The following is a 24,305-nucleotide window of genomic DNA, read 5'->3' on the forward strand; positions in this document are numbered from 1 at the left end:
TCAGAGCGAGACCGACGTCCCGACCAGCACCAGCTCGGAGGTGTGCGACCCGGCCACGCCGACGTCGGCGGGCCGCTCGACGAACCCGGGCAGGCCCTCCAGCCCGCCGCCGGCGGCCACGACCCGCAGGTCCAGCGGCTGCCCCGCCGGCACGGTGAGCGTCACCTCGAAGCCGTCGTCGCCCGGGGCGTAGAAGCGGGTGTCGAGGGCGCCGCCGTCGACCGGGACCTCGCGGCCCGCCACCGTGGCGCTCTCCACGCCGGCGGCGTTGAGCTGCACGTAGCGCAGGGCGCCGGCGGTGCCGATCGGCGCCCCCTCGCCCGGGGTCACGCGCAGCGTGAGGACGCGCGCGTCCCCCGCGGGTTCGGCGTCCTCGACGTCCACGACGGGGGCGGGCAGGTCGGCCGCCTCGGCGTCGCCGGCGTGCACCTCGCCGTCGAACATCGGGAACAGCTCGGACAGGTCGGTCTCGGTGCCCACGAACTGCGCGGTCCAGTCGCTCGGGGTGCCCTCGTCGGAGACCCAGTGCGCCGAGCCCGTGTCGGCGTCCAGCGCGTACGCGAGCCGGGTGGGCTCGGGGTGCTCGGCGTCGAACGGGTCGACGACGAAGCCGACGACGAGCGCGACGACACCCACCGCCGCGCACCCGCCCACCAGCCCGAGCGCGCGGCGCCGGCCGCGGGGCCACAGCACCGCGAGGACGGGGGTGAGCGCCAGCGCGAGCAGCGCGGCGACGACCGCGGGCGCGGCGCCCGTCGCGAGGCCCAGCGCCGGGAAGAACAGCAGGACGATCGGCACCAGCAGCACGACGCCCACGGCCGCACCCAGGGTCACGACCACCCGGCGGCCCACGACGCCGCGCGCCACCCGCAGCGTGAGCAGCCAGGCCACGGCGCCCGCGAGCGCCGGCAGCGCCGCGAGGTAGGAGCCGCCGGGCGTGACGGCGGCGAGCACGACGCCGAGGACGGCGAGCCAGCCGAGCGCCCCGACGGCGAGCGCCGCCCCGCCGAGCGACCGGCGCAGCCCGAGGAACCAGGCGGTCCACACCGTCGCGACGATGCCGAGCAGGGCGACGCGGAAGCCCCACGGCCGCCACGGGTCGAGCATCTCGGCGTACCCGGGCCGCACCAGGCCCATGACCCACCACAGGGCGATCGACCCGACGACGGCGCCCGCGAGCGGGAGCAGCGCGGACGCGAAGCCCAGGGCCAGGGTGCCGGGGGTGGTCCGCTCGCCCCGCACCTCTCGCCGGCGGGCGAGGACCACGGCGAGCGCGCCGACCGCGAGCACGGCCGCGACGGCGAGCGGCCACACCAGCCGGCCCGGGTAGCGCGCGAGGACCCCGCCCGGCAGCGGGAAGTAGGTGGCGTCGTCGGCCGACGGCGTGGCGAGCGTCGCCGCGTCGGCGTTCCCGAGCTCGCGCGCCAGCGCCAGCATGTTGGCGCCGTGGTGCTGCAGGCTCGCCGTCGACATCCGCTCGGGCGTGTCCTGCGGCGCGTGGTAGGTGGCGGAGCCGTCGATGTACGCCGAGTTGAGCCCGGTGAAGCGCCCCTCCGGGTCGTCGAGGAACGGCGAGAAGTCGGTGTCGTTCGGCAGGATCCGGTAGACCTCGACCGCCATCGAGCTGCCCACGGGGTACGGCACGTGGGAGTACGCGTCGACGAGGGCCGCGTTGCCGTCCGAGGTCTCGAACATGATCGCCGGCCCCGACGAGCCGCGGGCCTCGACATTGACCACGACTCCCCCGTCCGCGGCGCGCGGGTCCGCGTGCGCGAACGCCTCCGCGCCGCACAGGCACGCCTCCTCCGCGTCGGTGAACACGAGGACGAGGTCGTTGCGCAGCGGCTCGCCCTCCCCGAGCGCGCGGGCCGTCTCCAGGAGCGTCGCGACGCCGGCGCCGTCGTCGTTGGCGCCGTGCGACACCTCGGCGGAGTCGTAGTGCGCGACGAGGAAGACCGGTCCCGTCGAGTCGGTCCCCGGGATCGTGGCGACGACGTTCTTCGTGGCCGCGACGCGGCTCTGGTCGCCCAGGCGCCCGGACATGCCGACGCCGTCGGTCACCTCCGGGTCCAGCCCGAGCTCCTCGAGGTCCGCCACGATCGTGTCCCGGACGGCGGCCGCGGCGGCCGTGCCGTGCGGGTGCACCTTCCCGCCGACCGCCTCGACGGTCGCGAACGCGCGCCCGGCGCTGAACTCGTCAGCGGCGGCGGCCGCCGACCGCGGGGACGGCGGCAGCACCGACCAGACGGCGAGCGCAGCCAGGACGAGCAGGAACAGGGAGCACGCGAGCGACGTCGCCCGCGACCGGGTCTGGGTCACCCGGGCACGCTAGCGGCGCCCGCGCGCCGTGTCCCAATCGTGATACGCGCCGTCTCAGGTGGACCGCCGCCTGGACGGCGGTCCGACCGCCTGGTGGATCGGTGGTTGGATCGCCCCGTGCGCGCGATGACGTTCGACCGGTTCGGCGGCCCCGTCACGGTCCGCGAGGTGCCCGACCCCGCGGCGCCGCCCGGCGGCGTCGTGGTGCGCGTCCACGCGAGCGGCCTGTGCCTGAGCGACTGGCACGCGTGGGCAGGCCACGACACCGACATCACCTCCCTCCCCCACGTGCCGGGCCACGAGCTCGCCGGGGTCGTCGCGGCGGTGGGAGCCGGCGTCACGCGCTGGAGCGTGGGCGACCGCGTGACGTCGCCGTTCGTGTGCGGCTGCGGGCGCTGCGGCTGGTGCCGCTCCGGGCAGGCGCAGGTCTGCCCCGACCAGACCCAGCCGGGGTTCACGCACGCCGGGTCGTTCGCGGAGCTCGTCGTGCTGCACGCCGCCGACACCAACCTCGTCGCCCTGCCGGACGACGTGGACGACGCCACCGCCGCGAGCCTCGGGTGCCGGTTCGCCACCGCGTACCGCGCCGTCGCGGGCCGGGCCCGCGTGCGCCCGGACGAGCGGGTGGTCGTGGTCGGGGCGGGCGGCGTGGGCCTCAGCGCCGTCATGGTCGCCGCCGCGCTCGGTGCGCAGGTGGTGGCCGTCGACCGGCACGACGGCGCGCTCGAGGCCGCCCGCCGGGCCGGGGCCGCGCACACGGTCCGCGCCGACGAGGACGTCGACGTCGCCGCCGTGGTGCAGGACCTCACCGGCGGCTGCCACGTGAGCGTCGACGCCGTCGGCAGCGAGCGCACCTGCGCCGCCGCGATCGGCAGCCTGCGCCGTCGCGGGCGGCACGTGCAGGTCGGCCTGCTGCCGCCCGTCGACGGCCACCCCCGCGTGCCGATGTCCCGCGTGATCGGCTGGGAGCTGGACGTGCTCGGCAGCCACGGGATGGCCGCCGCCGACTACCCGGAGATGCTGGCGCGGGTCGCCGACGGCACGTTGCGCCCCGCCGACCTCGTCGACCGCGTCGTCGGCCTGGACGAGGGCGCGCGGCTCCTCCCCGGCCTCGCGGACACCCCGCGCGACGGGATGGTCGTCGTCGACCCGCGGCGCTGACCGGACGCCGGACGGCCACGCCCCGCACGTCGCGGAGATCACCCCGCCGGGCGCCTCCCAGTCGTGGCCCGGCCGCCCGGCCGGGGCTATGCTGGCCGACGGCCTGAGCAGCAGCGGCGACCGCCGCAGGACGACGAGGGAGGTGCGCGCCACATGACCCGTAGCGAGCCTCCCAGTAGTCCGAGCCGCGACTGACGGCTCCCCGCCCGGCCGTGCCGGGCGGCCGCGGCGCACGCGCTCCCGACACTGCGCCGCCGATCCTCCGAGTGCCCCGACGTCCGGGGCGCCCCCAGCCGCAGTCGCGGGACCGACGTCCTCGTCCCTGCACGCCTCTGCACGCTCGGAGTCCGCCATGTCCGTCACCTCTGCCCGCGCGTCCGCCGCCCGCACGGCCCGCACCCGTCCCCTGCTCGGCGCGCTGCGCCCGCGCCGCGCCACCCCGGCCTCCGGCGCCGGCGGCCACCTCGGCAGCGCCCGCCCCGACGCGGCCACGGCGCGCCGCGACGTGCCCGGCCGCTCGTCGATCGTCGAGTCCGCCCTGTACGACGCCGACGGCCGCCGGGTCGCGAGCTTCACGCGGCTCGCCGACACGTTCCGCGAGCTGCGCGCCCACCCCGGCGGCATGGCGTGGATCGGTCTCGAGCGGCCGGACGAGAACGAGCTCGCCCAGCTGGCGCGCGAGTTCGACCTGCACCCGCTGGCCGTCGAGGACGCGATCGTCGCGCACCAGCGGCCCAAGATCGAGCGCTACGGCGACACGCTGTTCGTCGTCCTGCACGCCGCGCGGTACCTCGACCACGCGGAGGAGGTGGAGTTCTCCGAGCTGCACGTCTTCGTGGGCCCCGACTTCGTCGTCACGGTGCGGCACGGCGCGTGCCCCGACCTGTCGGGCGTGCGCACCCACCTCGAGGCGCACCCGGCCATGCTGGCCCGCGGGCCGGAGTCGGTGCTGTACGCGATCGTGGACCGCGTCGTCGACGACTACGCGCCGGTCGTGTCCGGCCTCGACGGTGACATCGACGAGATCGAGTCCGAGGTGTTCGGAGGCGACGCGGCCGTGTCCCGGCGCATCTACGAGCTCTCGCGCGAGGTGGTCGAGTTCCAGCGCGCGGTGCGCCCCCTGCAGCGCGTGTGCGGCTCGCTCGCCAAGGGCGCGGAGAAGTACGGCGTCACCGAGGAGATGCAGGCGTACCTGCGCGACGTCGCCGACCACCTCACCGAGGTCGCGGACCGCGTCGAGTCGTTCCGCGCCGCCCTGCGCGACATCCTCACCGTCAACGCCACCCTCGTGGCCCAGCGGCAGAACGAGGAGATGACGCACCTCACCGAGGTGAGCATCCGCCAGGGCGAGGAGGTCAAGAAGATCTCCGGCTGGGCGGCCATCCTCTTCGCCCCGACCCTGGTCGGGACCGTCTACGGGATGAACTTCGACGACATGCCCGAGCTGCACTGGGCCTGGGGGTACCCGGCCGCGCTGGTGGCCATGCTCAGCGTGAGCGTCGCGCTCTTCGCCGTCTTCCGGTGGAAGCGCTGGATCTGAACGGGACCGGCGACGGCTGGGTCGCGCGCGCCGTCGCCGGTCGCGGTCGCTAGGGTCGCGGGGTGACCTCGACCGCGACCACTGCGCCCGGCAGCCCGACCACCGGCCCCGGCGGACTCAACCCCGCGACCCGCACCCTGCTGGCCCTCGGCGGTGCCGTGCTGGTCCTCGCGGGCATGTACTGGGCGCGGGACGTCCTGTCGCCCGTGTTCCTCGCCGCGGTGATCGTCATCATCTGCCACCCGGTGCGCCGCCCGTTGGAGGCCCGGGGCTGGCCGCGCTGGGCGGCGACCACGGCCGTGATCGTCGTCGCGTACCTCATCCTCGCGGCCCTGCTCGCGATGCTCGTCTTCGCCGGCTTCCAGTTCGCCGACCTGGTGACCGAGTACTTCCGCGACCTCGAGCAGTCGGTGAGCCAGATCGCCGCGCAGCTGGCCGAGCTCGGCCTCGACACGCAGGTCACGGACGCGGCGACGTCGTTCCTGGAGCCCTCTCGCCTGCTGTCCCTCGCGGGCAGCGTGAGCGGCATGGTCCTGTCGATCGCGACGGCGTTCTTCTTCGTGCTCGCGTACTCCATCTTCATGGCCGCCGACGCCGCCCGGTACTCGACCGCGTCCCGCGTCTTCGGCGCCACGCACGCGGAGCAGATCGGCCGCGCGACGCGGTTCAGCACCGGGGTGCGCCGTTACTTCGTCGTCAACGCGACGTTCGGCGCCATCGTCGCGATCGTCGACGGCTTCGCGCTCGCGCTGCTCGGCGTCCCCGCCCCCGTGGTGTGGGCGATCCTCGCGTTCGTCACCAACTTCATCCCGAACATCGGGTTCGTGCTGGGCCTGGTCCCGCCGCTCGTCATGGCGTTCGTGGTCGGCGGCTGGCCCCTGGCCCTGGCGGTGGCGGCGGTCTACTGCGTCGTCAACGTGGTGCTGCAGGTGCTGGTGCAGCCGAAGTTCGTCTCGGACGCCGTGAGCCTCAGCCTCACGCTGAGCTTCATGTCCGTCGTCTTCTGGACGTTCGTCATCGGCCCGCTCGGCGCGATCCTCGCCATCCCGCTCACCCTGCTGGTGCGCGCGCTCGTCCTCGAGGGCGACTCGCGCACCGTGTGGCTCCGCTGGCTCTCCGGGGACGACGTCACGCCCGACGACGAGCGCCCCGACGCGGCCGGCCCGGCCGTGCCGGCCGGGACGACCACGACGACCACGGTCACCGCCGTCGCGGCGGGTCCGGACGCCGCGCCGTCCCACCCCGCCGTCGACCGCGTCCGCGCCTCGCTGGACGCGGCCGGGGCCCGCGGCGAGATCCGCTGGCTCGACGACCACGCCACCACGGCGACGCTCGCCGCCGAGGCGCTCGGCGTCCCGGTCGGCGCGATCGCGAACTCGCTGCTCTTCACGCTCGACGACGAGCCCGTGCTCGTCATGACCAGCGGTGCGCACCGCGTCGACACCGCGTTCCTCGGTGCCCGGCTCGGCGGCCGCCTGGCGCGCGCGAGCAAGGAGACGGTGCGCGACGCCACCGGGCAGGTGATCGGCGGCGTCGCGCCCGTGGGCCATCCTGCGCCGGTGCGCACGCTGGTCGACGTCGACCTGCGCGTCCACGACGTCGTGTGGGCCGCGGCGGGGCACGCGAAGACCGTGTTCCCCACGTCCTACGACGAGCTGGTGCGGATCACGGGCGGCACGCCGACACCGGTCGTGCCGCCTGCGGAGGGGTCCCCGGCCGCCCCGGACGGTCAGTAGCCCAGGGCGTCCAGGGCCGCGTCCGCCATCGCGCTCTCGCCGCGCGCGTTCGGGTGCACCGGCACCACGTTCGTGCCGAACAGCAGCGGCTCCACCCAGCGCTCCCCCGCCGGGGCGCAGGCGTCGCGGCCCTCGCTGCGCTCCGCGAGGTCGACGAACGTCGCCCCCGTCTCGTCGGCGGCCCGCTCGATGACGCCGTTGAGCGTGGCCTGCAGGTCGCGCAGGTAGGGCACGTCGCCGGCCGCGACGGGAAGCTTCGCGAAGCACCCCTTCTCCTCGGGCACGATCCACGGGTAGCCGAGGATCGCGACCTCGGCGTGCGGGGCCCGGGCCATGATGTCCTCGAGCGCCTTCCGGACGGCCGGGTACGTGGACTCCTCGACCTGGCTCGTGAACCGGTCGCCGTAGGTGCGCTCGCACGGGTTGCCGCGCCCGCCCGTGACGGCGCCGGCGGAGCCGCAGGCCAGCAGCGCGCCGATGAACGTGCTGTTGTCGTTGCCGCCGATGGTGAGCGTGACCAGGTCGGCGTCCTCGGTGACGGCGTCGAGCTGCGGCGCGACGCGGGGGTACTGGCGCTCGGTGAGGTCCGCTGTCCGCGCGGCGCCGCAGGTGACGTCGACGAGGTCCGCGCCCAGCCGGTCCGCGACGAAGTGCGGGTAGTTCAGGGTCGTGCGCAGGCAGGCGAGCGGGGCGTCGGGATCAGGCGGCAGGATGCCCGACCCGGCGGAGTACGAGTCGCCGAGGGCGACGTACCGTAGCGGGTCCTGCGCCGCCCCGGCGGGCGCGGCGGTGGCGACGAGGCCGGCCGTGGCGACGATGCCGACGGCGGCGGAGGCCGCGGCGAGGGCGGTACGGCGAGCGCGACGTGCGAGGTGCATGACAACTCCCTTGTGTGTCCGCAGGCGTTCGACGGTGAACGCCGAGACCGAGTATCACGACGTGCGACGGCGTCTACCAGGCGGCGCGCCGAGGATCCTTGCCCCGGCACCCGCCCTGCCGGGCGCCGGCCCGCGGCTAGCGTGGTGACACACCGCACGACGAGCGAGGAGCACGACGATGGCTCACGGCGACATCACGCACATCGACATCCCGGTGACGGACAAGGAGCGCGCCAAGGGCTTCTACTCCGGCCTGTTCGGCTGGCAGATCGAAGCCCCGCCCGGGTTCGAGGACTACCCCATGTGGCGGGCGCCCAACCAGATCAGCGGGGGCGGGCTGGCGCCGCGCGGCGACGGGTTCGACCAGCCGCGCAGCTACGTCGAGGTCGACTCCATCGACGAGGCGCTCGCCCGGGCGCGTGACCTGGGCGGCACGGTGCTCATGGAGAAGTCCGAGATCAGCCCCACCAGCTGGTGGGCCGTGCTGGAGGACCCGGACGGCAACCGGATCGGCCTCTACGAGGGCACGACCGACGCCGGCTGAGCCGCCATGGGCCGGCCTCCCGGAGCGCCTCAGCGGGCGAAGAGCACCCGCCCGTCGGGGTCGCCCTCGCGGCGGGGGCGCAGCGCCGCCGGGGCCGGCCACGGCAGCTCGAAGCGCTCGACGGCGACGTCGATCGCGCCGAAGTCGTCGGTCTGCACGACCACGTGGGCAGGCGTGACCTCGACGAGCTTCACGCGCAGCGGCTCGCCGCCGTCGCGCTCGAGCGTCCAGACGTCGGCCATCCACGACAGCCCGGTCGACTCGAGGGCCTCCTCCGCGTCGGTCCAGTCGAGCGGCCCGCTCACGTCGCGGCCGAGCAGCGACACCGCCACCCAGCCGTCACCCTCGGGGCGCAGCCAGCCCAGCGCCTCACGGTCGTCGGGGCGGCGGTGCTCGATCCAGTCCGCGGGCAGGGAGGTCTCGGGCGCAGGCATGTCGGCACCGTAGGCGACACCGACGTCCCCGGGCGAGCGGAATCCCGGCCCACCTCACGGGTCCGGTACTACCTCGCGGGGTTGCGTACTACCTCGCGGGGCCCCGTACTACCTCGCGGGGTCGGTGCGGGCCCCGTCGGCGAGCCCGCGCGCGTAGGCCTCGGCGCTGCCCTCCCGGAACAGGTCGTCGGCGCTGGGGCGCACCAGCGAGCGGGCACCGGGACCGTCGGCCTCCGGGCCCTCCCCCGCGCGGACGTGCCGCGCGAGACCGCGCACCACCGCGACGGGCCGGCCCTCGGCCTTGCCGCGCACCAGCTCGGACGCGGCGGCGACCTCGTCGGCGACGGCGGTCACGGTGACCGACAGCGGGCGCCCGTGCGCGTCGATCCCGCCGCGCAGGTCGTCGACGACGTCGACCCCGGCGGCGCCGATCGCGATGTCGGTGAGCCCGTCCCGCCACGTCCTCCCGGCGGTGTCGGTGACGACGACGCCGAGCCGGTCCAGCCCGAGCCGCGCGCGCAGGGCGGCCCGCAGCGCGCGCGCCGAGGCGTCCGGGTCCTCGGGCAGCAGCAGCACCGTGCCGTCGGGGGTGTTGGAGGCGTCGACGCCGGCGGCGGCCATCACCAGGCCCAGCCGGTTCTCGACGATGCGCAGGGGCGGCTGTCCGTCGGGCCGCGCGCGGGTCGCGACCACGCGCACGGTCTCGTCGGTGATCGCCTGCTCGCGGTCGGCGGCGCGCACCACCCGCCCCTCGGCCTTCGAGACGATCTTGGAGGTCACGACGACGACGTCACCCTCGGCGACCGGGTCCCCCGACGCTGCACCGTCGGCGGCCAGGGCGTCGCCCACCAGCCGCGCCAGGTCGTCGCCGGGCCGCACCTCCGGGAACCCGCCGGGCGCCCAGACGGTGAGCCGAGCGCTCACCGCGCCAGCTTCGGGAGCACCTCGCGGCCGAAGACCTCGATCCACTCCTTCTGGTTGCGCCCCACGTTGTGCAGGTAGATCCGGTCGAAGCCGAGGTCGACGTACTTCTGGATGGCGGCGCGGTGCTCGTCCGGGTCGGCGCTGATGACCATGCGGCCCTCGAAGTCCTCCGGGCGCACCAGCTTGGCCATCTGCGCGAAGTCGTGCGGCGAGCGGATGTCGGCCTTGGGGAACTTCATGCCGCCGTTGGGCCACTCGGTCATCGCGTTCGCGAGCGCCTCCTCGTCGGTCGCGGCCCACGACATGTGCACCTGCAGCACCTTGGGCATCCCCTGCGGGTCACGACCGGACTCGCGCACGCCGTCGTCGAACTTGCCGAACAGCATCTCGATCTTCTCCAGCGGCGCCCCGACGGTGATGAGTCCGTCGGCGTGCTTGCCGGCGCGCTTGGCCGTGATCGGGCCGGCGGTGGCGACGAGGATCTCCGGCGGCACCTCGGGCATGGTCCACAGCCGCGTGGACTCCATCTTGTAGTACTGCCCGGAGTGCTTGACGTCCTTGCCGTCGATGCCGGAGGCGAAGAGCTTCTTGATGATGTCGATGGCCTCGAACATGCGGTTGATCCGCTCGGGGGCCTCGGGCCAGTAGCCGGCCACCACGTGCTCGTTGAGCGCCTCGCCGGACCCCAGGCCGAGCCAGTGCCGGCCGGGGTACATCGCGGCGAGCGTGGCCGACGCCTGCGCGACCATCGCGGGGTGCCAGCGGAAGGTCGGCGCGGTGACGCCGGGGCCCAGGTCGCCGCGGGTGCGCTCGCCGAGCGCCGTCAGCACGTTCCACACGAAGGCCGCCTCGCCCTGCTGCGGCACCCACGGCTGGAAGTGGTCGGCGGCCATGACGCCGGAGAAGCCGTGCTCCTCCGCGTAGGCCGAGTACTCGACGACGTCGGTGGGGTGGAACTGCTCGAGCATCGCGGCATAGCCGATGGTCAGGTCGGGGTTCGCAGCCATGGTTCCGACCCTATCCCCGGCCGACGACCAGGTACGTGGTACCGGGCCCAGCCGCTCAGCCCAGCCGCTCAGCCCAGCCGCTTGGCGAAGAAGTGCTCGGCGTACGGGTTGTCGTTGTACCGGGCGATGCGCCGGTACCCGGCCCGCTCGTACATCGCGACCGCCTCGGTGAGCGTCCCGTTCGTGTCGAGCCGTACCTCCCGGTGGCCGAGGTCACGGCTGACGCCCTCGAGGTGCCGCAGCAGCCGGGAGCCGAGCCCGGCGCCCCGCCAGCCGGGGTGCACCCACATCCGCTTGATCTCCCCCACGCCCCCGGCCGCGCCGCCGTCGCCGTCCGACAGCGTCCGCACGCCGCCGCACGCGACGGGCTCGCCGTCGCTCGTCGCGACGACGAACGCGCCCGACGGCGGCGCGAGGCGCGCGTCCTCGGCGTCCGGCTCTCCCGCCGCGGGCCGAGGGCCGGGGTCGAACCCGCCGGGGAACCGCTCGTCGAGCTCGGCCACGTAGGCCGCGACGGCCCGCCGGGCGAGGTCGGACGCCGGGTCCACGCGCTCGAGCGTCACCGTCGCGGCCCGCACCAGCAGGTCGGCCTCCGCCAGGGCGGCGGCGAGGCGGGCACGCTGCCGGGCGGTGAGCGGCGCGACGAGGTCGCGGGCCCGGTCCACCGACCGGCGCTCCAGGTCGTCCCAGGCACGCCGGCCCGCGGCGGTGAGGTCGACGCGGCGCCGCCGCCGGTCGTCGGCGTCGGGGACGACGGCGACGAGCCCGTCGGACTCCAGGCGGCGGAGCAGGCGGCTGAGGTAGCCGGAGTCCAGGCCGAGCCGGGCGCGCAGGTCCCGGGTCGTGCCCGGCTCGGTGCCGATCTCGAACAGGAGGCGGGCGGTGCCCAGCGGCATCCCGGTGCCCAGGAACGAGTCCTCGAGCGCGCCGACGCGCTGCGTGTAGCTGCGGTTGAACCGCCGCACGACGTCGACCTGCCGCTCGACCTGCCCGCCGGTCCCCGCCGTCGCCCCGCCCGTCGATCCCGCCATACCTCTGACTCTAGTCAGAGGATTCGGCCGACGCTCCGGCGCCGTCCGCCGATCGAGACGGCCGTGGCCAGCAGGCCGCTCGGATCTGGGAGAATGAGCGACCATGAGCGACTTCCCGACCTCCGAGGCGCCGACCGCGCCCGCGCAGACCCCCGCAGCGACCCCGCCCGCCGGCAACTCCGTTGCTCAGGTAGCCGGCGACGTCGTGCGCGCGGTGGTCCGGGAGGTACCGGACAAGGTCAGCCTGGAGGGCCTGGAGCAGCGCTTCGACGAGCGCTGGTCGGCCGAGGGCACGTACGCCTTCGACCGCACCGCCACGCGCGAGCAGGTCTACTCGATCGACACCCCGCCGCCCACGGTCTCCGGCTCGCTGCACGTGGGCCACGTGTTCAGCTACACGCACACGGACACGGTCGCCCGCTTCCAGCGGATGCGCGGCAAGAAGGTCTTCTACCCGATGGGCTGGGACGACAACGGCCTGCCCACCGAGCGCCGCGTGCAGAACTACTACGGCGTGCGCTGCGACCCGTCGCTGCCGTACGTCGAGGGGTTCGAGCCCCCGCACCAGGGCACCGACGGCAAGAACGTCAAGCCCGGCGACCAGGTGCCGGTCAGCCGCCGCAACTTCATCGAGCTGTGCGAGCGGCTCACCGCCGACGACGAGCGCCAGTTCGAGGAGCTGTGGCGCCGCCTCGGGCTGTCCGTGGACTGGGCCCAGAACTACCAGACGATCGACGCCACCTCCCGGGCCGCGTCGCAGCGCGCCTTCCTGCGCAACCTCGCCCGCGGCGAGGCGTACCAGGCCGAGGCGCCGGGCCTGTGGGACGTGACGTTCCAGACCGCCGTCGCGCAGGCCGAGCTCGAGGCGCGCGAGTACCCCGGGTTCTACCACCGGGTCGCGTTCCACCGTCCCGACGGCAGCCCGCTGTACATCGAGACCACGCGCCCGGAGCTCATCCCGGCCGTGGTGGCGCTCATCGCCCACCCCGACGACGAGCGGTACCAGGGCCTGTTCGGCACCACCGTGACCTCGCCCCTGTTCGGCGTCGAGGTGCCGGTGCTCGCGCACCCGGCCGCCGCGATGGACAAGGGCGCCGGCATCGCCATGTGCTGCACCTTCGGCGACCTCACCGACGTGCAGTGGTGGCGCGAGCTGCAGCTCGCCACGCGCTCGGTCATCCAGCGCGACGGCCGCCTCTCCCGCGAGACGCCCGAGTGGGTCGCGGGAGGCCCCGGCGAGGCCCTGTACGCCGAGGAGCTCGCCGGCAGGACGACGTTCAGCGCCCGCAAGGCCGTCGTCGACGCGCTGCGCGCCAGCGGCGACCTCGACGGCGAGCCCAGCGCCACCCAGCGCATGACGAACTTCTACGAGAAGGGCGACAAGCCCCTCGAGATCGTCACCTCCCGCCAGTGGTACATCCGCAACGGCGGGCGCGACTGGGAGAAGCGCGACCTCAAGGCGGAGCTGCTGGCCCGCGGCAAGGAGCTCGACTTCCACCCCGACTTCATGCGCGTGCGCTACGAGAACTGGGTGAACGGGCTCAACGGCGACTGGCTCATCTCGCGCCAGCGCTTCTTCGGCGTGGCGGTGCCGCTCTGGTACCCCGTGGACGCGAACGGCGACGTCGACCACGACCACCCGATCGTGCCGACGGAGGCGGAGCTGCCCGTCGACCCGACGTCGCAGGCCCCGGCCGGTTACGACGAGTCGCAGCGCGGGGCGGCGGGCGGCTTCGTCGGCGACGCCGACGTCATGGACACCTGGGCGACGTCGTCCCTGTCGCCGCTCATCGTGTCCGGCTGGGAGCGCGACGCCGACCTCTTCTCCCGCGTGTACCCGATGGACCTGCGGCCGCAGGGCCAGGACATCATCCGCACCTGGCTCTTCTCCTCGGTGGTGCGCTCGCACCTGGAGTGCGGGGTGCTGCCGTGGAAGCACGCGGCGATCAGCGGCTGGATCCTCGACCCGGACCGCAAGAAGATGTCCAAGTCCAAGGGCAACGTCGTCACGCCGATGGCGCTCCTGGAGGAGCACGGCGCGGACGCCGTCCGCTACTGGGCCGCGGCCGCACGCCTCGGCACCGACGCCGCGTTCGAGGTCGGCCAGATGAAGATCGGCCGCCGCCTCGCGATCAAGGTGCTCAACGCCTCGAAGTTCGCGCTGACCTTCGGCGTCGACCCCGAGACCGGCGCCGGCGAGATCGTGCTGGACCCGTCCCGCGTCACCGTCCCCCTGGACCGCGCGATGCTCGCCGGGCTGGCGGACGTCGTCGAGCAGGCCACCGCCGCGTTCGAGGCGTACGACCACACGCGCGCGCTCGAGGCCACGGAGACGTACTTCTGGACCTTCTGCGACGACTACCTCGAGCTGGTCAAGGACCGCGCGTACGGCGCGGGCGCCGCGGCCACCGAGGTGACGGCCGAGACGGTGTCGGCACGCACGGCCCTCGCGCTCGCCGTCGACACGCTGCTGCGCCTGCTGGCCCCGTTCCTGCCGTTCGCCACGGAGGAGGTCTGGTCGTGGTGGCGTGCCGGCTCGGTGCACCACGCCGCCTGGCCGGCGTCCGCGCCGCTGCGCGCGGCGGCCGGCGACGCCGACCCCGTGCAGCTCACGGCCGCCGGGCACGCGCTCGCGGCGCTGCGCAAGATCAAGTCGGAGGCCAAGGTCTCCATGCGCACGCCGATCCTCAGCGCCACCATGGCCGTCCCGGCCACGCTGCTCGACGGCGTCCGGTCGGCCCTCGACGACGTGCGCGGCGCCGGCCGCGCCACGGGCGACCTCGACGTCGTCGAGACGGCCGCGGGGCAGGGCAACCCGGACGTGCAGGGCGGCATCGTCGTCACCGCGTCCGAGCTGGGCGAGCCCCCGGCCCGCAAGCCGAAGGCCTGACCTACGCCGAGGTAGTACGAGATGTGCCGTACTACCTCGGCGTGGTGAAGCGGTCGCCGTCGCCGCTCATGGTGGCGGCGACCTCCTTCGGCGTCCCGTCGTCGTGCCACCGCAGGGTCGCGCCGACGCCGTCCATGAGCTCCACGGAGCCCTCGGGCGCGAACGTCAGCGCGGCGTCCTGGCCGATCGCCGCGCGCAGCAGGGCCGACGTCGCCGGCAGCTCCTCGAGGCCGTCCGAGACGCCGAGGTCCGTCAGGTCCGCCCGGGACGTCGCGATGTGCATCGGGTCCGGCCCGATCCACAGCGTGCGTCCCCCGAGCAGGCCGTCGGCGCCGCCCGCTCCCCCGGCCCCGCCGGCGGAGGCCGCCAGGGCGGACGTCGAGTCGAGCGCGATCTGCTCGGCGAGCACCAGGGCCTTGACCTGGCCGCGCGCCAGGACGGCGACGACGTCGTCGATCGACGACACGGCCCCCTCCTCGCGCCCCTGGTCCTGGCGGTACTCCGCCAGGACCACCTCGCGCCGGCGCTCCCGGTAGGAGTCGAGGGCGTCCTCGACGCCGGCCTCGAACGTGTCCGCGCGGACACCCGGCCCGCGCCCACCGCCCGCGACCTCCACCGTCCGTCGGGAGGCCTCCTGCCCGAGCTCGGCCCGCACCAGGTTCACCGCGCGCACGTCGCCGGTGAGCAGCACCACCTCCGGGTTCCCCTCCGTCACGCGCCGGTCGATCTCGGCCGCCACGGCCGCCGCGTTGCGCTTCCAGGAGTCCTCGGCACGCGACTCGATGATGGCGCGCTTCGTCCCGGTGCTGGAGGTCTTGCTGACCTCGTCGTTCGGGCCCTCGAACGTCTCCCGCGCCCCGCCGGGCCGACCGCCCGCGTCGCACGGCCAGAAGTCCGCACCGCTCCGGTCGACGGCGACGCACAGGGCGTCGACCGCCTCGTCCGCCGCCTGCGCCGCCTGCAGCAGCACCGGCACGGGCAGCCACGCGCCGGTCGCGACCGCGGGCGGGTTGCGCAGCACGCGGTCCACCGCGACCCCGGCGTCGGAGGCGATGAGCACCCGGCCATGGGCGCCCGCCGTCCGTGTGGGTCGCAGGACGGCGGCCTCGAGCGCGTCCAGCACGCTCGCGGGCGCGCCCTGCCGTTCCAAGGAACGTCGCACCGCCCGCCACCGGTTCGCGACGTCCCTGTCGCCCGCCTCGGCCGAGGGCGTCGCGTCCAGGTAGACGGTCGCGAACGGTCCGGGGCGTCCGACGAGGGGCTTGAGCCAGTCGATCTTCATCCGTGGTCCCCCAGGTGTCCGTCGTCGGGCTAAGCACCCAGCCTGCGACGGAAACGCGACGGACGCCACCCCGTCAGGCGCAGCGGCCGGGCTCCCGCGGACCCGGACCGGACCAGGTCAGATCTCACCTCTTCAAGCGTAGGTGTCCAGCGGCGGCAGCTCGCCCTTGCGCCGCCCGGCGGCGTGCTCCTCGGCGATGCGCTCGTGGTGGCGGATCACCTCGGAGACGATGAAGTTGCGGAACTGCTCCGTGAAATCCGGGTCCAGCCCGGCGCCCTCCGCGAGGCCCTTGAGGCGGTCGACCTGCTGGCGGTCGCGCGACGGGTCGGCGGGCGGCAGCCCGCCCACGGCCTTGAGCTCGCCCACGCGCCGCGTCATCTTGAAGCGCTCGGCCAGCAGGTGCACGAGCGCGGCGTCGATGTTGTCGATGCTGGCGCGCAGGTCCAGGATCTCCTGGGGCATGCCGTCCGTCGCGGGGCGCGGGCCGGGAGCCTGGGGGACGTCGTGAGGGGTGTCGGGCATGACCCGATCCTACGAGGCGCGCCGAGCGTGTAAGGTCCCACGTCGGCCCGCACGCCGACCGGAGACCGGTCGGGCACCCGCCGGCCCGCCGAGCGGCACGACGCCGCCCCGCATGCCGCACAGCGCATGCCGCCCCCACGCACGGAGAGAGAGCAGATGACGGTCGCGACGACGCCGAGCCTCGTGGACGTGCCCGAGGGCACGAGCATCAGCACGCTGCTGGCGGACCGGGTCGCCCGGGCCGGCGACCGCACCCTCCTCGAGCGGCGCGCCGCGTCGGGCGGTTCCTGGGTGCCGGTGTCCGCCGCCGAGTTCCAGGCCGACGTCACCACCGTGGCGCGCGGCCTCGTCGCGCGCGGCATCGAGCCCGGCGACCGCGTCGCGATCATGTCGCGCACCCGCTACGAGTGGACGCTGCTCGACTTCGCCGTCTGGGCGGCCGGCGCCGTCGTCGTGCCGGTGTACGAGACCTCCTCCCCCGACCAGGTGCGCTGGATCCTCGAGGACTCCGGAGCGCGCCTCGTCGTGGTGGAGACTCCCGCGCACGCGGACGCCGTGCACCAGGTGGACGACGAGCTGCCCGACCTCGAGGAGGTCCTCGTCATCGCGACCGGTGCGGTCGACGCGCTGCGCGAGGCCGGGGCGTCCGTCCCCGCGCGGGACGTCGCGGACCGCCGCGACGCCGTGCGCCGTGACGACCTCGCCACGATCGTCTACACCTCCGGCTCCACGGGACGCCCCAAGGGCGCCGAGCTCACGCACGGCAACTTCGCGCACCTCGCCATGAACGCCCGCCTCGCCCTGCCGGAGCTCCTGGAGGCGGACGGTGCGCGCACCGTGCTCTTCCTGCCGCTGGCGCACGTGTTCGCGCGGCTGATCCAGGTCGCGGTGATCGCCAGCGGCTCCGTGCTCGGCCACCTGCCCGACGTCAGGACGCTCACCGACGACCTCAGGACGTTCCGGCCCACGTTCCTGCTCGCCGTCCCCCGCGTGTTCGAGAAGGTCTACAACTCCGCCGAGCAGCGGGCCGGCTCGCGCACCAAGCGGCGGGTCTTCGGCTGGGCCGCGCGCGTGTCGGGCCAGTACTCGCGCGCGCTCGACGCCGGACGCGTCCCGGCGCCGCTGCGGGCCCGGCACGCGCTGGCCGACCGGCTGGTGCTGTCGCAGCTGCGCGCGGCGATGGGCGGCGACTTGCGGTACGCGATCTCGGGCGGCGCGCCGCTCGGCGACCGGCTCGGCCACTTCTTCCGCGGCGCGGGGCTCACCGTGCTCGAGGGCTACGGGCTCACCGAGACGACGGCCCCGACGGCCGTGAACCTGCCCTCCGACCTGCGCATCGGCACGGTCGGCCCGCCCTTCCCCGGCACCTCGGTGCGGATCGACGACGACGGCGCCGTCTTCGTGGCGGGCCCGCACCTCTTCCGCGGCTACCGGGGCCGCCCCGACCTCACCGCCGACGCGCTGGTGGACGGCTGGTTCCGCACCGGCGACCTGGGCGCGCTGGACCACGGCCACCTGCGCATCACCGGCCGCACCAAGGAGATCATCGTCACCGCGGGCGGCAAGAACGTCGCCCCGGCGCCGCTGGAGGACCGGGTGCGGGCGCACCCGCTGGTGTCGCAGGTCGTCGTCGTGGGCGACAAGCGCCCCTTCATCGGCGCGCTCGTCACGCTGGACGCCGAGATGCTGCCCGGCTGGCTGGCGACGCAGGGCATCCCGCCGATGTCGGTGGGCGCCGCGCGGACCGATCCTCGGGTGCTGGCCGCGCTCGACGCCGCGGTGGAGGAGGCGAACACGGCCGTCTCCCGGGCGGAGTCGATCCGCAAGTTCCGGGTGCTCGAGGGCGATTTCACCGAGGCGAACGAGTACCTGACGCCGTCGTTGAAGGTGAAGCGCGACCTCGTGCTGCGCGACTTCGCGGACGAGGTCGACGCGCTCTACTCCCGGTAGTCCCGGTCGTGGCCTAGCGGCCCGGTCGGGGTCAGGCGCTCTTCTCGCGGGGGGTGCGACGGCGCACGGGCGACGTGCGTGGCACCAGCGTCGGGTTGACGTTCTCCAGCACGACCTCGCGGCTCACGACCACCCGCTCGACGTCGTCCCGGCTCGGCACGTCGAACATCACCTGCTGGAGGACCTCCTCCATGATGGCGCGCAGGCCGCGCGCCCCGGTGCCCCGCAGCAGCGCCTGCTCGGCGATCGCCTCGACCGCGTCCTGCTCGAACTCGAGCTCGACGCCGTCGATCTCGAACATCCGCTGGAACTGCTTGACGAGCGCGTTGCGCGGCTCGGTGAGGATCCGCACCAGTGCGTCGCGGTCCAGCGGGGACACGGACGCGATGACGGGCAGCCGCCCGATGAACTCGGGGATGAGGCCGTACTTCTGCAGGTCCTCGGGCCGCACCTCGGCGAACAGGTCGTCGTCGGCGACCGTCTCCATGGGGGCGCTGAAGCCGATGCCGCGCTTGCGGGCGCGGGAGGCCACGATGTCGTCGAGCCCGGCGAACGCGCCCGCCACGATGAACAGCACGTTCGTGGTGTCGATCTGGATGAACTCCTGGTGCGGGTGCTTGCGCCCGCCCTGCGGGGGCACCGACGCCGTCGTGCCCTCGATGATCTTCAGGAGCGCCTGCTGCACGCCCTCGCCCGAGACGTCGCGCGTGATCGACGGGTTCTCCGCCTTGCGGGCCACCTTGTCGACCTCGTCGATGTAGATGATGCCCGTCTCGGCCTTCTTGACGTCGTAGTCCGCGGCCTGGATGAGCTTGAGGAGGATGTTCTCGACGTCCTCGCCCACGTACCCGGCCTCCGTGAGGGCCGTGGCGTCCGCGATGGCGAACGGCACGTTGAGCATCTTCGCCAGCGTCTGCGCCAGGTAGGTCTTGCCGGTGCCGGTGGGCCCGATGAGCAGGATGTTGGACTTCGCGATCTCGACGGCGTCGTCGCCGTCGCGCTGGGCCTCGCCCGCCTGGACCCGCTTGTAGTGGTTGTAGACCGCCACGGCCAGCGCCCGCTTGGCCGGCTCCTGCCCGATGACGTACTGCTCGAGGAAGTCGAAGATCTCGCGCGGCTTCGGCAGCTCGGTGAGCCCCAGCTCCGCCGCCTCGCCGAGCTCCTCCTCGATGATCTCGTTGCACAGGTCGATGCACTCGTCGCAGATGTACACGCCGGGGCCGGCGATGAGCTTCTTGACCTGCTTCTGCGACTTCCCGCAGAACGAGCACTTCAGCAGGTCTGCGCCGTCACCGATCCGAGCCACCGGGAGCCTCCATCTCGTGAGTGCACGTCCTGAGTGCTGGTCCTGCGTCCATTCCACACCACGGGGGCGTCGTTGTCAGCCGAGTAGCCCGGTGCGTCGTGTCACGGGGCCCGCGCCATCCCCCTGGGGAGGTCGCGAGCCCCGTGAACGTGCAGGTCAGCGCGGCGCGAGAGCGGCAGGCTTGCGGCTCTCGAGCACCTGGTCGACCAGGCCGTAGTCCTTCGCCTGCGCGGCAGTGAGGATCTTGTCGCGCTCGATGTCCTCGCGCACCTGCTCCTCGGTCTTGCCCGTGTGCGCCGCCAGCGTCGACTCGAGCCACTCGCGCATGCGGATGAGCTCGTTGGCGTGGATCTCGATGTCGGACGCCTGGGCGTAGCCGCCGCCCTCCATCGCGGGCTGGTGGATCAGCACGCGGGCGTTCGGCAGCGCGAGCCGCTTGCCCGGCTGGCCGGCGGCGAGCAGCACGGCCGCGGCGGACGCCGCCTGGCCGAGGCACACCGTCTGGATCTGCGGCTTGATGAACTGCATCGTGTCGTACAGCGCCGTCATGGCCGTGAACGACCCACCGGGCGAGTTGATGTAGATCATGATGTCGCGGTCGGGGTCCTGGCTCTCGAGGACCAGCAGCTGCGCCATGATGTCGTCCGCCGACGCGTCGTCGACCTGGACGCCCATGAAGATGATGCGGTCCTCGAACAGCTTGGTGTACGGGTCCTGGCGCTTGAAGCCGTACGCGGTGCGCTCCTCGAACTGGGGCAGCACGTAGCGCGCGGACGGCGCGTCGGTGCTGGACCCGTACGGGAGCGCGACGCCGCCGGGACGCGCCGCGGCGCCCGCCAGGTTCTGGGCCCGCATTGCGAACTGGTACTCGTCTGAGTAGCTCACGGTGTTCTCCTCGGGTGGGAAGTCAGTGGGTTCCGGGGGCGGGTGGTCGGCGTCAGGAGCCCGACGCGCCGCCACCGCCCGAGACCGAGGCGGCGTTGGTGACCACGTGGTCGACGAAGCCGTACTCGAGCGCCTCGTCCGCGGTGAACCACTTGTCGCGGTCGTTGTCCTTGAGGATCGTCTCCAGCGACTGCCCGGTCTGCTCGGCCGTCAGCTCGGAGAGCACCTTCTTCATGTGCATGATCAGCTGCGCGCCGATCCGCACGTCGGTCGCGGTGCCGCCGACGCCGCCGGACGGCTGGTGCATCAGCACGCGGGCGTGCGGGGTGATGTACCGCTTGCCCTTCGCGCCCGAGGAGAGCAGGAACTGCCCCATCGACGCGGCCATGCCCATCGCGATGGTCGCGACGTCAGGCTTGATGTACTGCATGGTGTCGTAGATCGCCATGCCGGCCGTGATGGAGCCGCCGGGGCTGTTGATGTACAGCCAGATGTCCTTGTCCGGGTCCTCCGCGGCCAGCAGCATCATCTGGGCGCAGATGGCGTTCGCGTTCTCGTCGCGCACCTCCGAGCCCAGCCAGATGATGCGCTCCTTGAGGAGCCGGTTGTAGATGGAGTCGTTGAGGCCGAGGCCCGGGCCATCGGCGCGCGCCACCGGCGTCGCACCGTCCATCCGCAGCAAGTCGTTCACGTCCGTCTCCTTCGTCATCGCCGTCGATCGACCCTAACGTGCGGCCACCGCGCGAAACGTCCCGGCGGAGGGGCTTTTCGCTGCTGGCGCACACGACGACTCCGCAGGCGGCCGCGGCTCACGCCGCGTGCGCCGCGCACAGGGCGCCGGCGGCGCGACGCGCCGCCCGGAAGGGCCCTCCGGGCACACCCGTCCCCGACGCCGCCAGCGCGCCGTCGTAGAGCACCATGAGCTCGTCCGCGAGCTCGCCGGGGCGGGCGAGCCCGGCGGCGCGGCACTCGGCCTCGAGGCCGTCCCGGACCCACGACTTCTGCCGGGCGACCTCGACGGCCACCGGGTGCCCGGGGTCGTCCACCTCGGCGCGGGCGTTGATCGCGGCGCACCCGCGCCCGCCCTCGGCCGCCGACCACTCCTCGACGGCGTCGAAGAGTGCCAGGACCCGGTCGACGCCGGCGGCCGGGTGCGCCGCGAGGCTCCGGCCCAGGAGCTCCTCCCACCGGGCGTCGCGGGCGCGCAGGTACGCCACCTCGAGCGCCTCCTTCGAGCCGAAGCGGTCGTAGAGCGTCTTCTTGGTGACGCCCGCCTCCGCGGCGATCGTGTCGACGCCGACGGCGTGCAGGCCGCGCGCGTAGAACAGGCGCGACGCGGCCTCGAGGATCCGGCGCGCCGCCGGGGTGAGGGGCGCCGACGGCGCGATCTGCTCGGTCATGCGACCAACTATACAGATCTGTATATTGACGATCGTGAGTAAACAGACCTGTGTACCTGCAGGCACGGTGACCGCCCTCGCCTCTGCCGCCTTCGTGCTCTCGTGGAGCTCGGGGTTCCTCGGCGCGCGACTCGGGACCGGTCAGGCCGCCGTGCCCACCCTGCTCCTGTGGCGCTACGCCGTCGTGACCGCGGTGCTCGTGGCCGGCCTGGGCGCGGCCCGGCTCCTGCGGCGCCGCCGCCGTGCCCGCGCGCCCGCAGACGCGACGCGGCTCGTTCGCCCACCCCCCGGGCCGCGGGTGGCGGCGCACCACGTCGTCGTCGGCCTCCTGTCACAGGTCGGCTACGTGCTGCCGGTGTACGGCGCGATCGCCCTCGGCGTGTCCGCGGGCACGACGTCGCTGGTCGACGCGGTGCAACCGGTCGTCGTCGCGACCCTGGTCGGCCCGCTGCTCGGCCAGCGCGTCCGGGGCCCGCAGTGGGCCGGGCTCGCGGCGGCGTTCGCCGGCGTCGCGGCCGTCGTCGCCGGGGACCTGCGCTCGACCGTCGCGCCCGCGTGGGCCTATGCCCTGCCCGTCGCGGCCGTCGCCTCGCTGGTCGCCGCGACCTTCCTCGAGCGCCGCCGCCCCGCGACGCTCCCGGCCGGCCCCCTGCTGGCGCTGCACTCGGCCGTGGCCGCGGTCGCCCTGGCCGCGCTCGCGCTCGTCACCGGCACGGCAGCGCCCCCGGCCGACCCCGCCTTCTGGGGGGCGACCGCGTTCCTGGCGCTGGTGCCGTCGCTGGGCGCCTACGCCCTGTACTGGACCCTGCTGCGGCGCGTCGACGTCACGACGCTCAACGCCCTGCTCTTCCTCGTCGTCCCGACCACCACGCTCGCGGGCGCCGCGCTGTTCGACGAGCCCCTCTCCCCCGTCGGCGGCATCGGGCTCGGCCTGGCCGCGCTCGGCGTCGCCGCCGTGCTGCGCGGCGGGTCCCGGCACAGCCCCGGGGACGACGCCGGCCCGCACCGTCCATGAGGACGATGCGGGCCGGCGTGGGTCCGGGTGGCCCGGAGGGGCTCCGAGGGTCAGGCCTTGGCCGACTCCTCGGCCTCCTCCGACGCCTCGTCGGACGCGGCGGTCTCGGTGGGCTCCTCGACCTCGGCGGCCGCGGCGTCCTCCTCCTCCGTGCCGATGAACTCGGTCAGGTCGACGACGTTGCCGTCGGAGTCCTTGACCTCGATGTCGCGGAGCGCCACGGCGAGGGCCTTGGAGCGCGCGACCTCACCGACCATGGCGGGGATCTGGCCGCCCTGGTCGAGTGTCGAGATGAACTGGTTCGGGTCCATGCCGTACTGCTGCGAGGCCTGGACCAGGTACTCGACGAGCTCGCCCTGGCCGACCTGGACCTCGAGCTTCTCGGCCAGCGTGTCGAGCAGGATCTGGTTCTTGAGGGCCTTGGTGGCGTCCTCGGTGACCTCGGCGCGGTGCTCGTCGTCCTCGAGGCGGTTCTCCGACTCCAGGTGGCGGTGCACCTCGGCCTCGACCGCGCCGGACGGCACCGGGACCTCGACGGCCTCCAGCAGCTTCTCCAGCAGCAGGTCGCGGGCGGCGACGGCCTGGTTCGACGTCTTGATCGACGCGACCTGCTCGCGCAGGTCCGCGGTCAGCTCCTCGAGGGTGTCGAACTCCGAGGCGAGCTGGGCGAAGTCGTCGTCCGGCGTCGGCAGGTCGCGCTCCTTGACGGCGGTGGCCGTGACGGTGACCTGCGCCTCCTCGCCCTCGTGCTCGCCGCCGGCGAGCTTGGTGGCGAAGGTCGTGGTCTCGTCCGTCGACAGGCCCGTGAGCGCCTCGTCGAGGCCCTCCAGCATGTTGCCGGCGCCGATCTGGTAGGAGACGCCGGAGACCGAGTCGATCTCCTCGTCACCGATGACGGCCTTGAGGTCGATGACGACGTAGTCGCCCTCGGCGGCCGGGCGGTCGACGCCCACGAGGGTGCCGAAGCGCTCGCGCAGCGCGTCGAGGCGCTCCGTGACGTCCTCGTCGCTCACCTCGGTGGAGTCCACCGTGATGTCGATGCCGGACAGGTCCGGGAGGGTGATCTCGGGGCGGACCTCGACCTCGGCGGTGAACGCGAGCTGGCCCTCGCCGGCCTTGGCGGGGATCTCGGTCACCTCGACCTCGGGCTGGCCCAGGGGGCGCAGCGACTCGGCCGTGACGGCGTCGCGGTAGAAGTTCGACAGAGCGTCGTTCACGGCGTGCTCGACGACCGCACCCCAGCCGACGCGCTGGTCGATGATGCGCGGGGGAACCTTGCCCTTGCGGAACCCGGGGATGTTCACCTGCTCGGCGATGTGCTTGTACGCGTGGTCGATGCTCGGCTTGAGCTCGTCGTACTCCACCTCGACGGTCAGCTTGACCTTGGTGGGCTCCAGGGTCTCGACGGCGCTCTTCACTTCGATGGTCTCCAACGGTTCGGGTGCTGCGCGCGCGTCTCACCGGCGCGAGCCGGCCTGGTT

20 protein-coding genes and 1 pseudogene are annotated in these 24,305 nt (G+C 74.0%); 8 read left to right on the forward strand and 13 right to left on the reverse strand.

Going from position 1 to position 24,305, the window contains the following annotated elements:
* A complete protein-coding gene (locus ACFQ8T_RS14165) occupies positions 1–2,319 on the reverse strand; it encodes a M28 family peptidase (protein ID WP_430547158.1) in 2,319 nt (772 codons plus the stop codon).
* Between the two features lie 117 nt (positions 2,320–2,436).
* Between ACFQ8T_RS14165 and ACFQ8T_RS14170 the strand changes: the two genes are divergently transcribed.
* From ACFQ8T_RS14170 to ACFQ8T_RS14185, 4 genes and pseudogenes are all read left to right on the forward strand, one after another.
* Positions 2,437–3,480, forward strand: coding sequence for an alcohol dehydrogenase catalytic domain-containing protein (locus tag ACFQ8T_RS14170; protein ID WP_430547159.1), 1,044 nt, complete (start codon positions 2,437–2,439; stop codon positions 3,478–3,480).
* Between the two features lie 352 nt (positions 3,481–3,832).
* Positions 3,833–5,020, forward strand: a complete 1,188-nt coding sequence (gene corA / locus ACFQ8T_RS14175) for a magnesium/cobalt transporter CorA (protein ID WP_430547160.1) — start codon at positions 3,833–3,835, stop codon at positions 5,018–5,020.
* Positions 5,021–5,178: 158 nt separating this feature from the next.
* Positions 5,179–6,084 (forward strand): annotated as a pseudogene (locus ACFQ8T_RS14180) (AI-2E family transporter); the annotation flags it as partial.
* A gap of 204 nt (positions 6,085–6,288) precedes the next feature.
* Entirely contained in the window at positions 6,289–6,756 is a 468-nt protein-coding gene (locus ACFQ8T_RS14185; RefSeq protein ID WP_430547198.1) for a YbaK/EbsC family protein, read from the forward strand.
* Here the strand turns inward: ACFQ8T_RS14185 and ACFQ8T_RS14190 are convergent.
* Entirely contained in the window at positions 6,750–7,634 is an 885-nt protein-coding gene (locus tag ACFQ8T_RS14190; protein WP_430547161.1) for an SGNH/GDSL hydrolase family protein, read from the reverse strand. The genes ACFQ8T_RS14185 and ACFQ8T_RS14190 overlap by 7 nt on opposite strands.
* A 178-nt stretch (positions 7,635–7,812) precedes the next feature.
* Here ACFQ8T_RS14190 and ACFQ8T_RS14195 point away from each other — a divergent pair, with 178 nt between their 5' ends.
* On the forward strand, positions 7,813–8,178 hold the full coding sequence (locus ACFQ8T_RS14195) for a VOC family protein (RefSeq protein ID WP_430547162.1): 366 nt from the start codon (positions 7,813–7,815) through the stop codon (positions 8,176–8,178).
* Between the two features lie 29 nt (positions 8,179–8,207).
* On the opposite strand, the gene ACFQ8T_RS14200 is transcribed toward ACFQ8T_RS14195, so the two are convergent.
* The 4 genes from ACFQ8T_RS14200 to ACFQ8T_RS14215 all read right to left on the reverse strand — a co-directional run bounded on the left by ACFQ8T_RS14200 (position 8,208) and on the right by ACFQ8T_RS14215 (position 11,574).
* Positions 8,208–8,612, reverse strand: coding sequence for a hypothetical protein (locus ACFQ8T_RS14200; RefSeq protein ID WP_430547163.1), 405 nt, complete (start codon positions 8,610–8,612; stop codon positions 8,208–8,210).
* A gap of 108 nt (positions 8,613–8,720) precedes the next feature.
* A complete protein-coding gene (cofE, locus tag ACFQ8T_RS14205; RefSeq protein ID WP_430547164.1) occupies positions 8,721–9,536 on the reverse strand; it encodes a coenzyme F420-0:L-glutamate ligase in 816 nt (271 codons plus the stop codon).
* Entirely contained in the window at positions 9,533–10,543 is a 1,011-nt protein-coding gene (locus ACFQ8T_RS14210; RefSeq protein ID WP_430547165.1) for a TIGR03557 family F420-dependent LLM class oxidoreductase, read from the reverse strand. Before ACFQ8T_RS14210 ends, cofE begins: the two co-directional genes overlap by 4 nt.
* Positions 10,544–10,611: 68 nt before the next feature.
* The gene (locus ACFQ8T_RS14215; protein WP_430547166.1) at positions 10,612–11,574 is read right to left on the reverse strand and encodes a GNAT family N-acetyltransferase; all 963 of its coding nucleotides are present in this window, start codon (positions 11,572–11,574) and stop codon (positions 10,612–10,614) included.
* Between the two features lie 103 nt (positions 11,575–11,677).
* Between ACFQ8T_RS14215 and valS the strand changes: the two genes are divergently transcribed.
* Complete coding sequence (gene valS / locus ACFQ8T_RS14220; protein ID WP_430547167.1) at positions 11,678–14,464, forward strand: valine--tRNA ligase; 2,787 nt, start codon at positions 11,678–11,680, stop codon at positions 14,462–14,464.
* A 31-nt stretch (positions 14,465–14,495) separates the two neighbouring features.
* Here valS and ACFQ8T_RS14225 read toward each other — a convergent pair whose 3' ends face one another.
* Together ACFQ8T_RS14225 and ACFQ8T_RS14230 are read right to left on the reverse strand one after the other, a co-directional pair.
* Positions 14,496–15,746: a hypothetical protein gene (locus tag ACFQ8T_RS14225; protein WP_430547168.1), complete on the reverse strand. Its 1,251-nt coding sequence runs from the start codon at positions 15,744–15,746 to the stop codon at positions 14,496–14,498.
* 132 nt (positions 15,747–15,878) lie between these two features.
* Positions 15,879–16,268, reverse strand: coding sequence for a chorismate mutase (locus ACFQ8T_RS14230; protein ID WP_430547169.1), 390 nt, complete (start codon positions 16,266–16,268; stop codon positions 15,879–15,881).
* A gap of 156 nt (positions 16,269–16,424) precedes the next feature.
* Here ACFQ8T_RS14230 and ACFQ8T_RS14235 point away from each other — a divergent pair, with 156 nt between their 5' ends.
* The gene (locus ACFQ8T_RS14235; protein WP_430547170.1) at positions 16,425–18,218 is read left to right on the forward strand and encodes an AMP-dependent synthetase/ligase; all 1,794 of its coding nucleotides are present in this window, start codon (positions 16,425–16,427) and stop codon (positions 18,216–18,218) included.
* Between the two features lie 31 nt (positions 18,219–18,249).
* Here the strand turns inward: ACFQ8T_RS14235 and clpX are convergent, their stop codons facing one another.
* From clpX to ACFQ8T_RS14255, 4 genes are all read right to left on the reverse strand, one after another.
* On the reverse strand, positions 18,250–19,524 hold the full coding sequence (gene clpX / locus ACFQ8T_RS14240; RefSeq protein WP_429728324.1) for an ATP-dependent Clp protease ATP-binding subunit ClpX: 1,275 nt from the start codon (positions 19,522–19,524) through the stop codon (positions 18,250–18,252).
* 156 nt (positions 19,525–19,680) lie between these two features.
* The gene (locus ACFQ8T_RS14245) at positions 19,681–20,379 is read right to left on the reverse strand and encodes an ATP-dependent Clp protease proteolytic subunit (RefSeq protein ID WP_430547199.1); all 699 of its coding nucleotides are present in this window, start codon (positions 20,377–20,379) and stop codon (positions 19,681–19,683) included.
* Positions 20,380–20,461: 82 nt separating this feature from the next.
* Positions 20,462–21,082, reverse strand: coding sequence for an ATP-dependent Clp protease proteolytic subunit (locus tag ACFQ8T_RS14250; RefSeq protein WP_430547200.1), 621 nt, complete (start codon positions 21,080–21,082; stop codon positions 20,462–20,464).
* Positions 21,083–21,218: 136 nt separating this feature from the next.
* Positions 21,219–21,809, reverse strand: coding sequence for a TetR/AcrR family transcriptional regulator (locus ACFQ8T_RS14255; protein WP_430547171.1), 591 nt, complete (start codon positions 21,807–21,809; stop codon positions 21,219–21,221).
* 34 nt (positions 21,810–21,843) lie between these two features.
* Here ACFQ8T_RS14255 and ACFQ8T_RS14260 point away from each other — a divergent pair, with 34 nt between their 5' ends.
* A complete protein-coding gene (locus ACFQ8T_RS14260) occupies positions 21,844–22,824 on the forward strand; it encodes a DMT family transporter (RefSeq protein WP_430547172.1) in 981 nt (326 codons plus the stop codon).
* A gap of 50 nt (positions 22,825–22,874) precedes the next feature.
* On the opposite strand, the gene tig is transcribed toward ACFQ8T_RS14260, so the two are convergent.
* Positions 22,875–24,242 carry a trigger factor gene (gene tig / locus ACFQ8T_RS14265; protein WP_430547173.1) on the reverse strand — a complete coding sequence of 456 codons (1,368 nt, stop codon included), beginning with the start codon at positions 24,240–24,242 and terminating at the stop codon, positions 22,875–22,877.
* Positions 24,243–24,305 lie beyond the last annotated feature (63 nt).

The sequence above is a fragment of the Isoptericola sp. NPDC056618 genome, assembly GCF_042792715.1.
Lineage (GTDB): Bacteria > Actinomycetota > Actinomycetes > Actinomycetales > Cellulomonadaceae > Isoptericola > Isoptericola nanjingensis.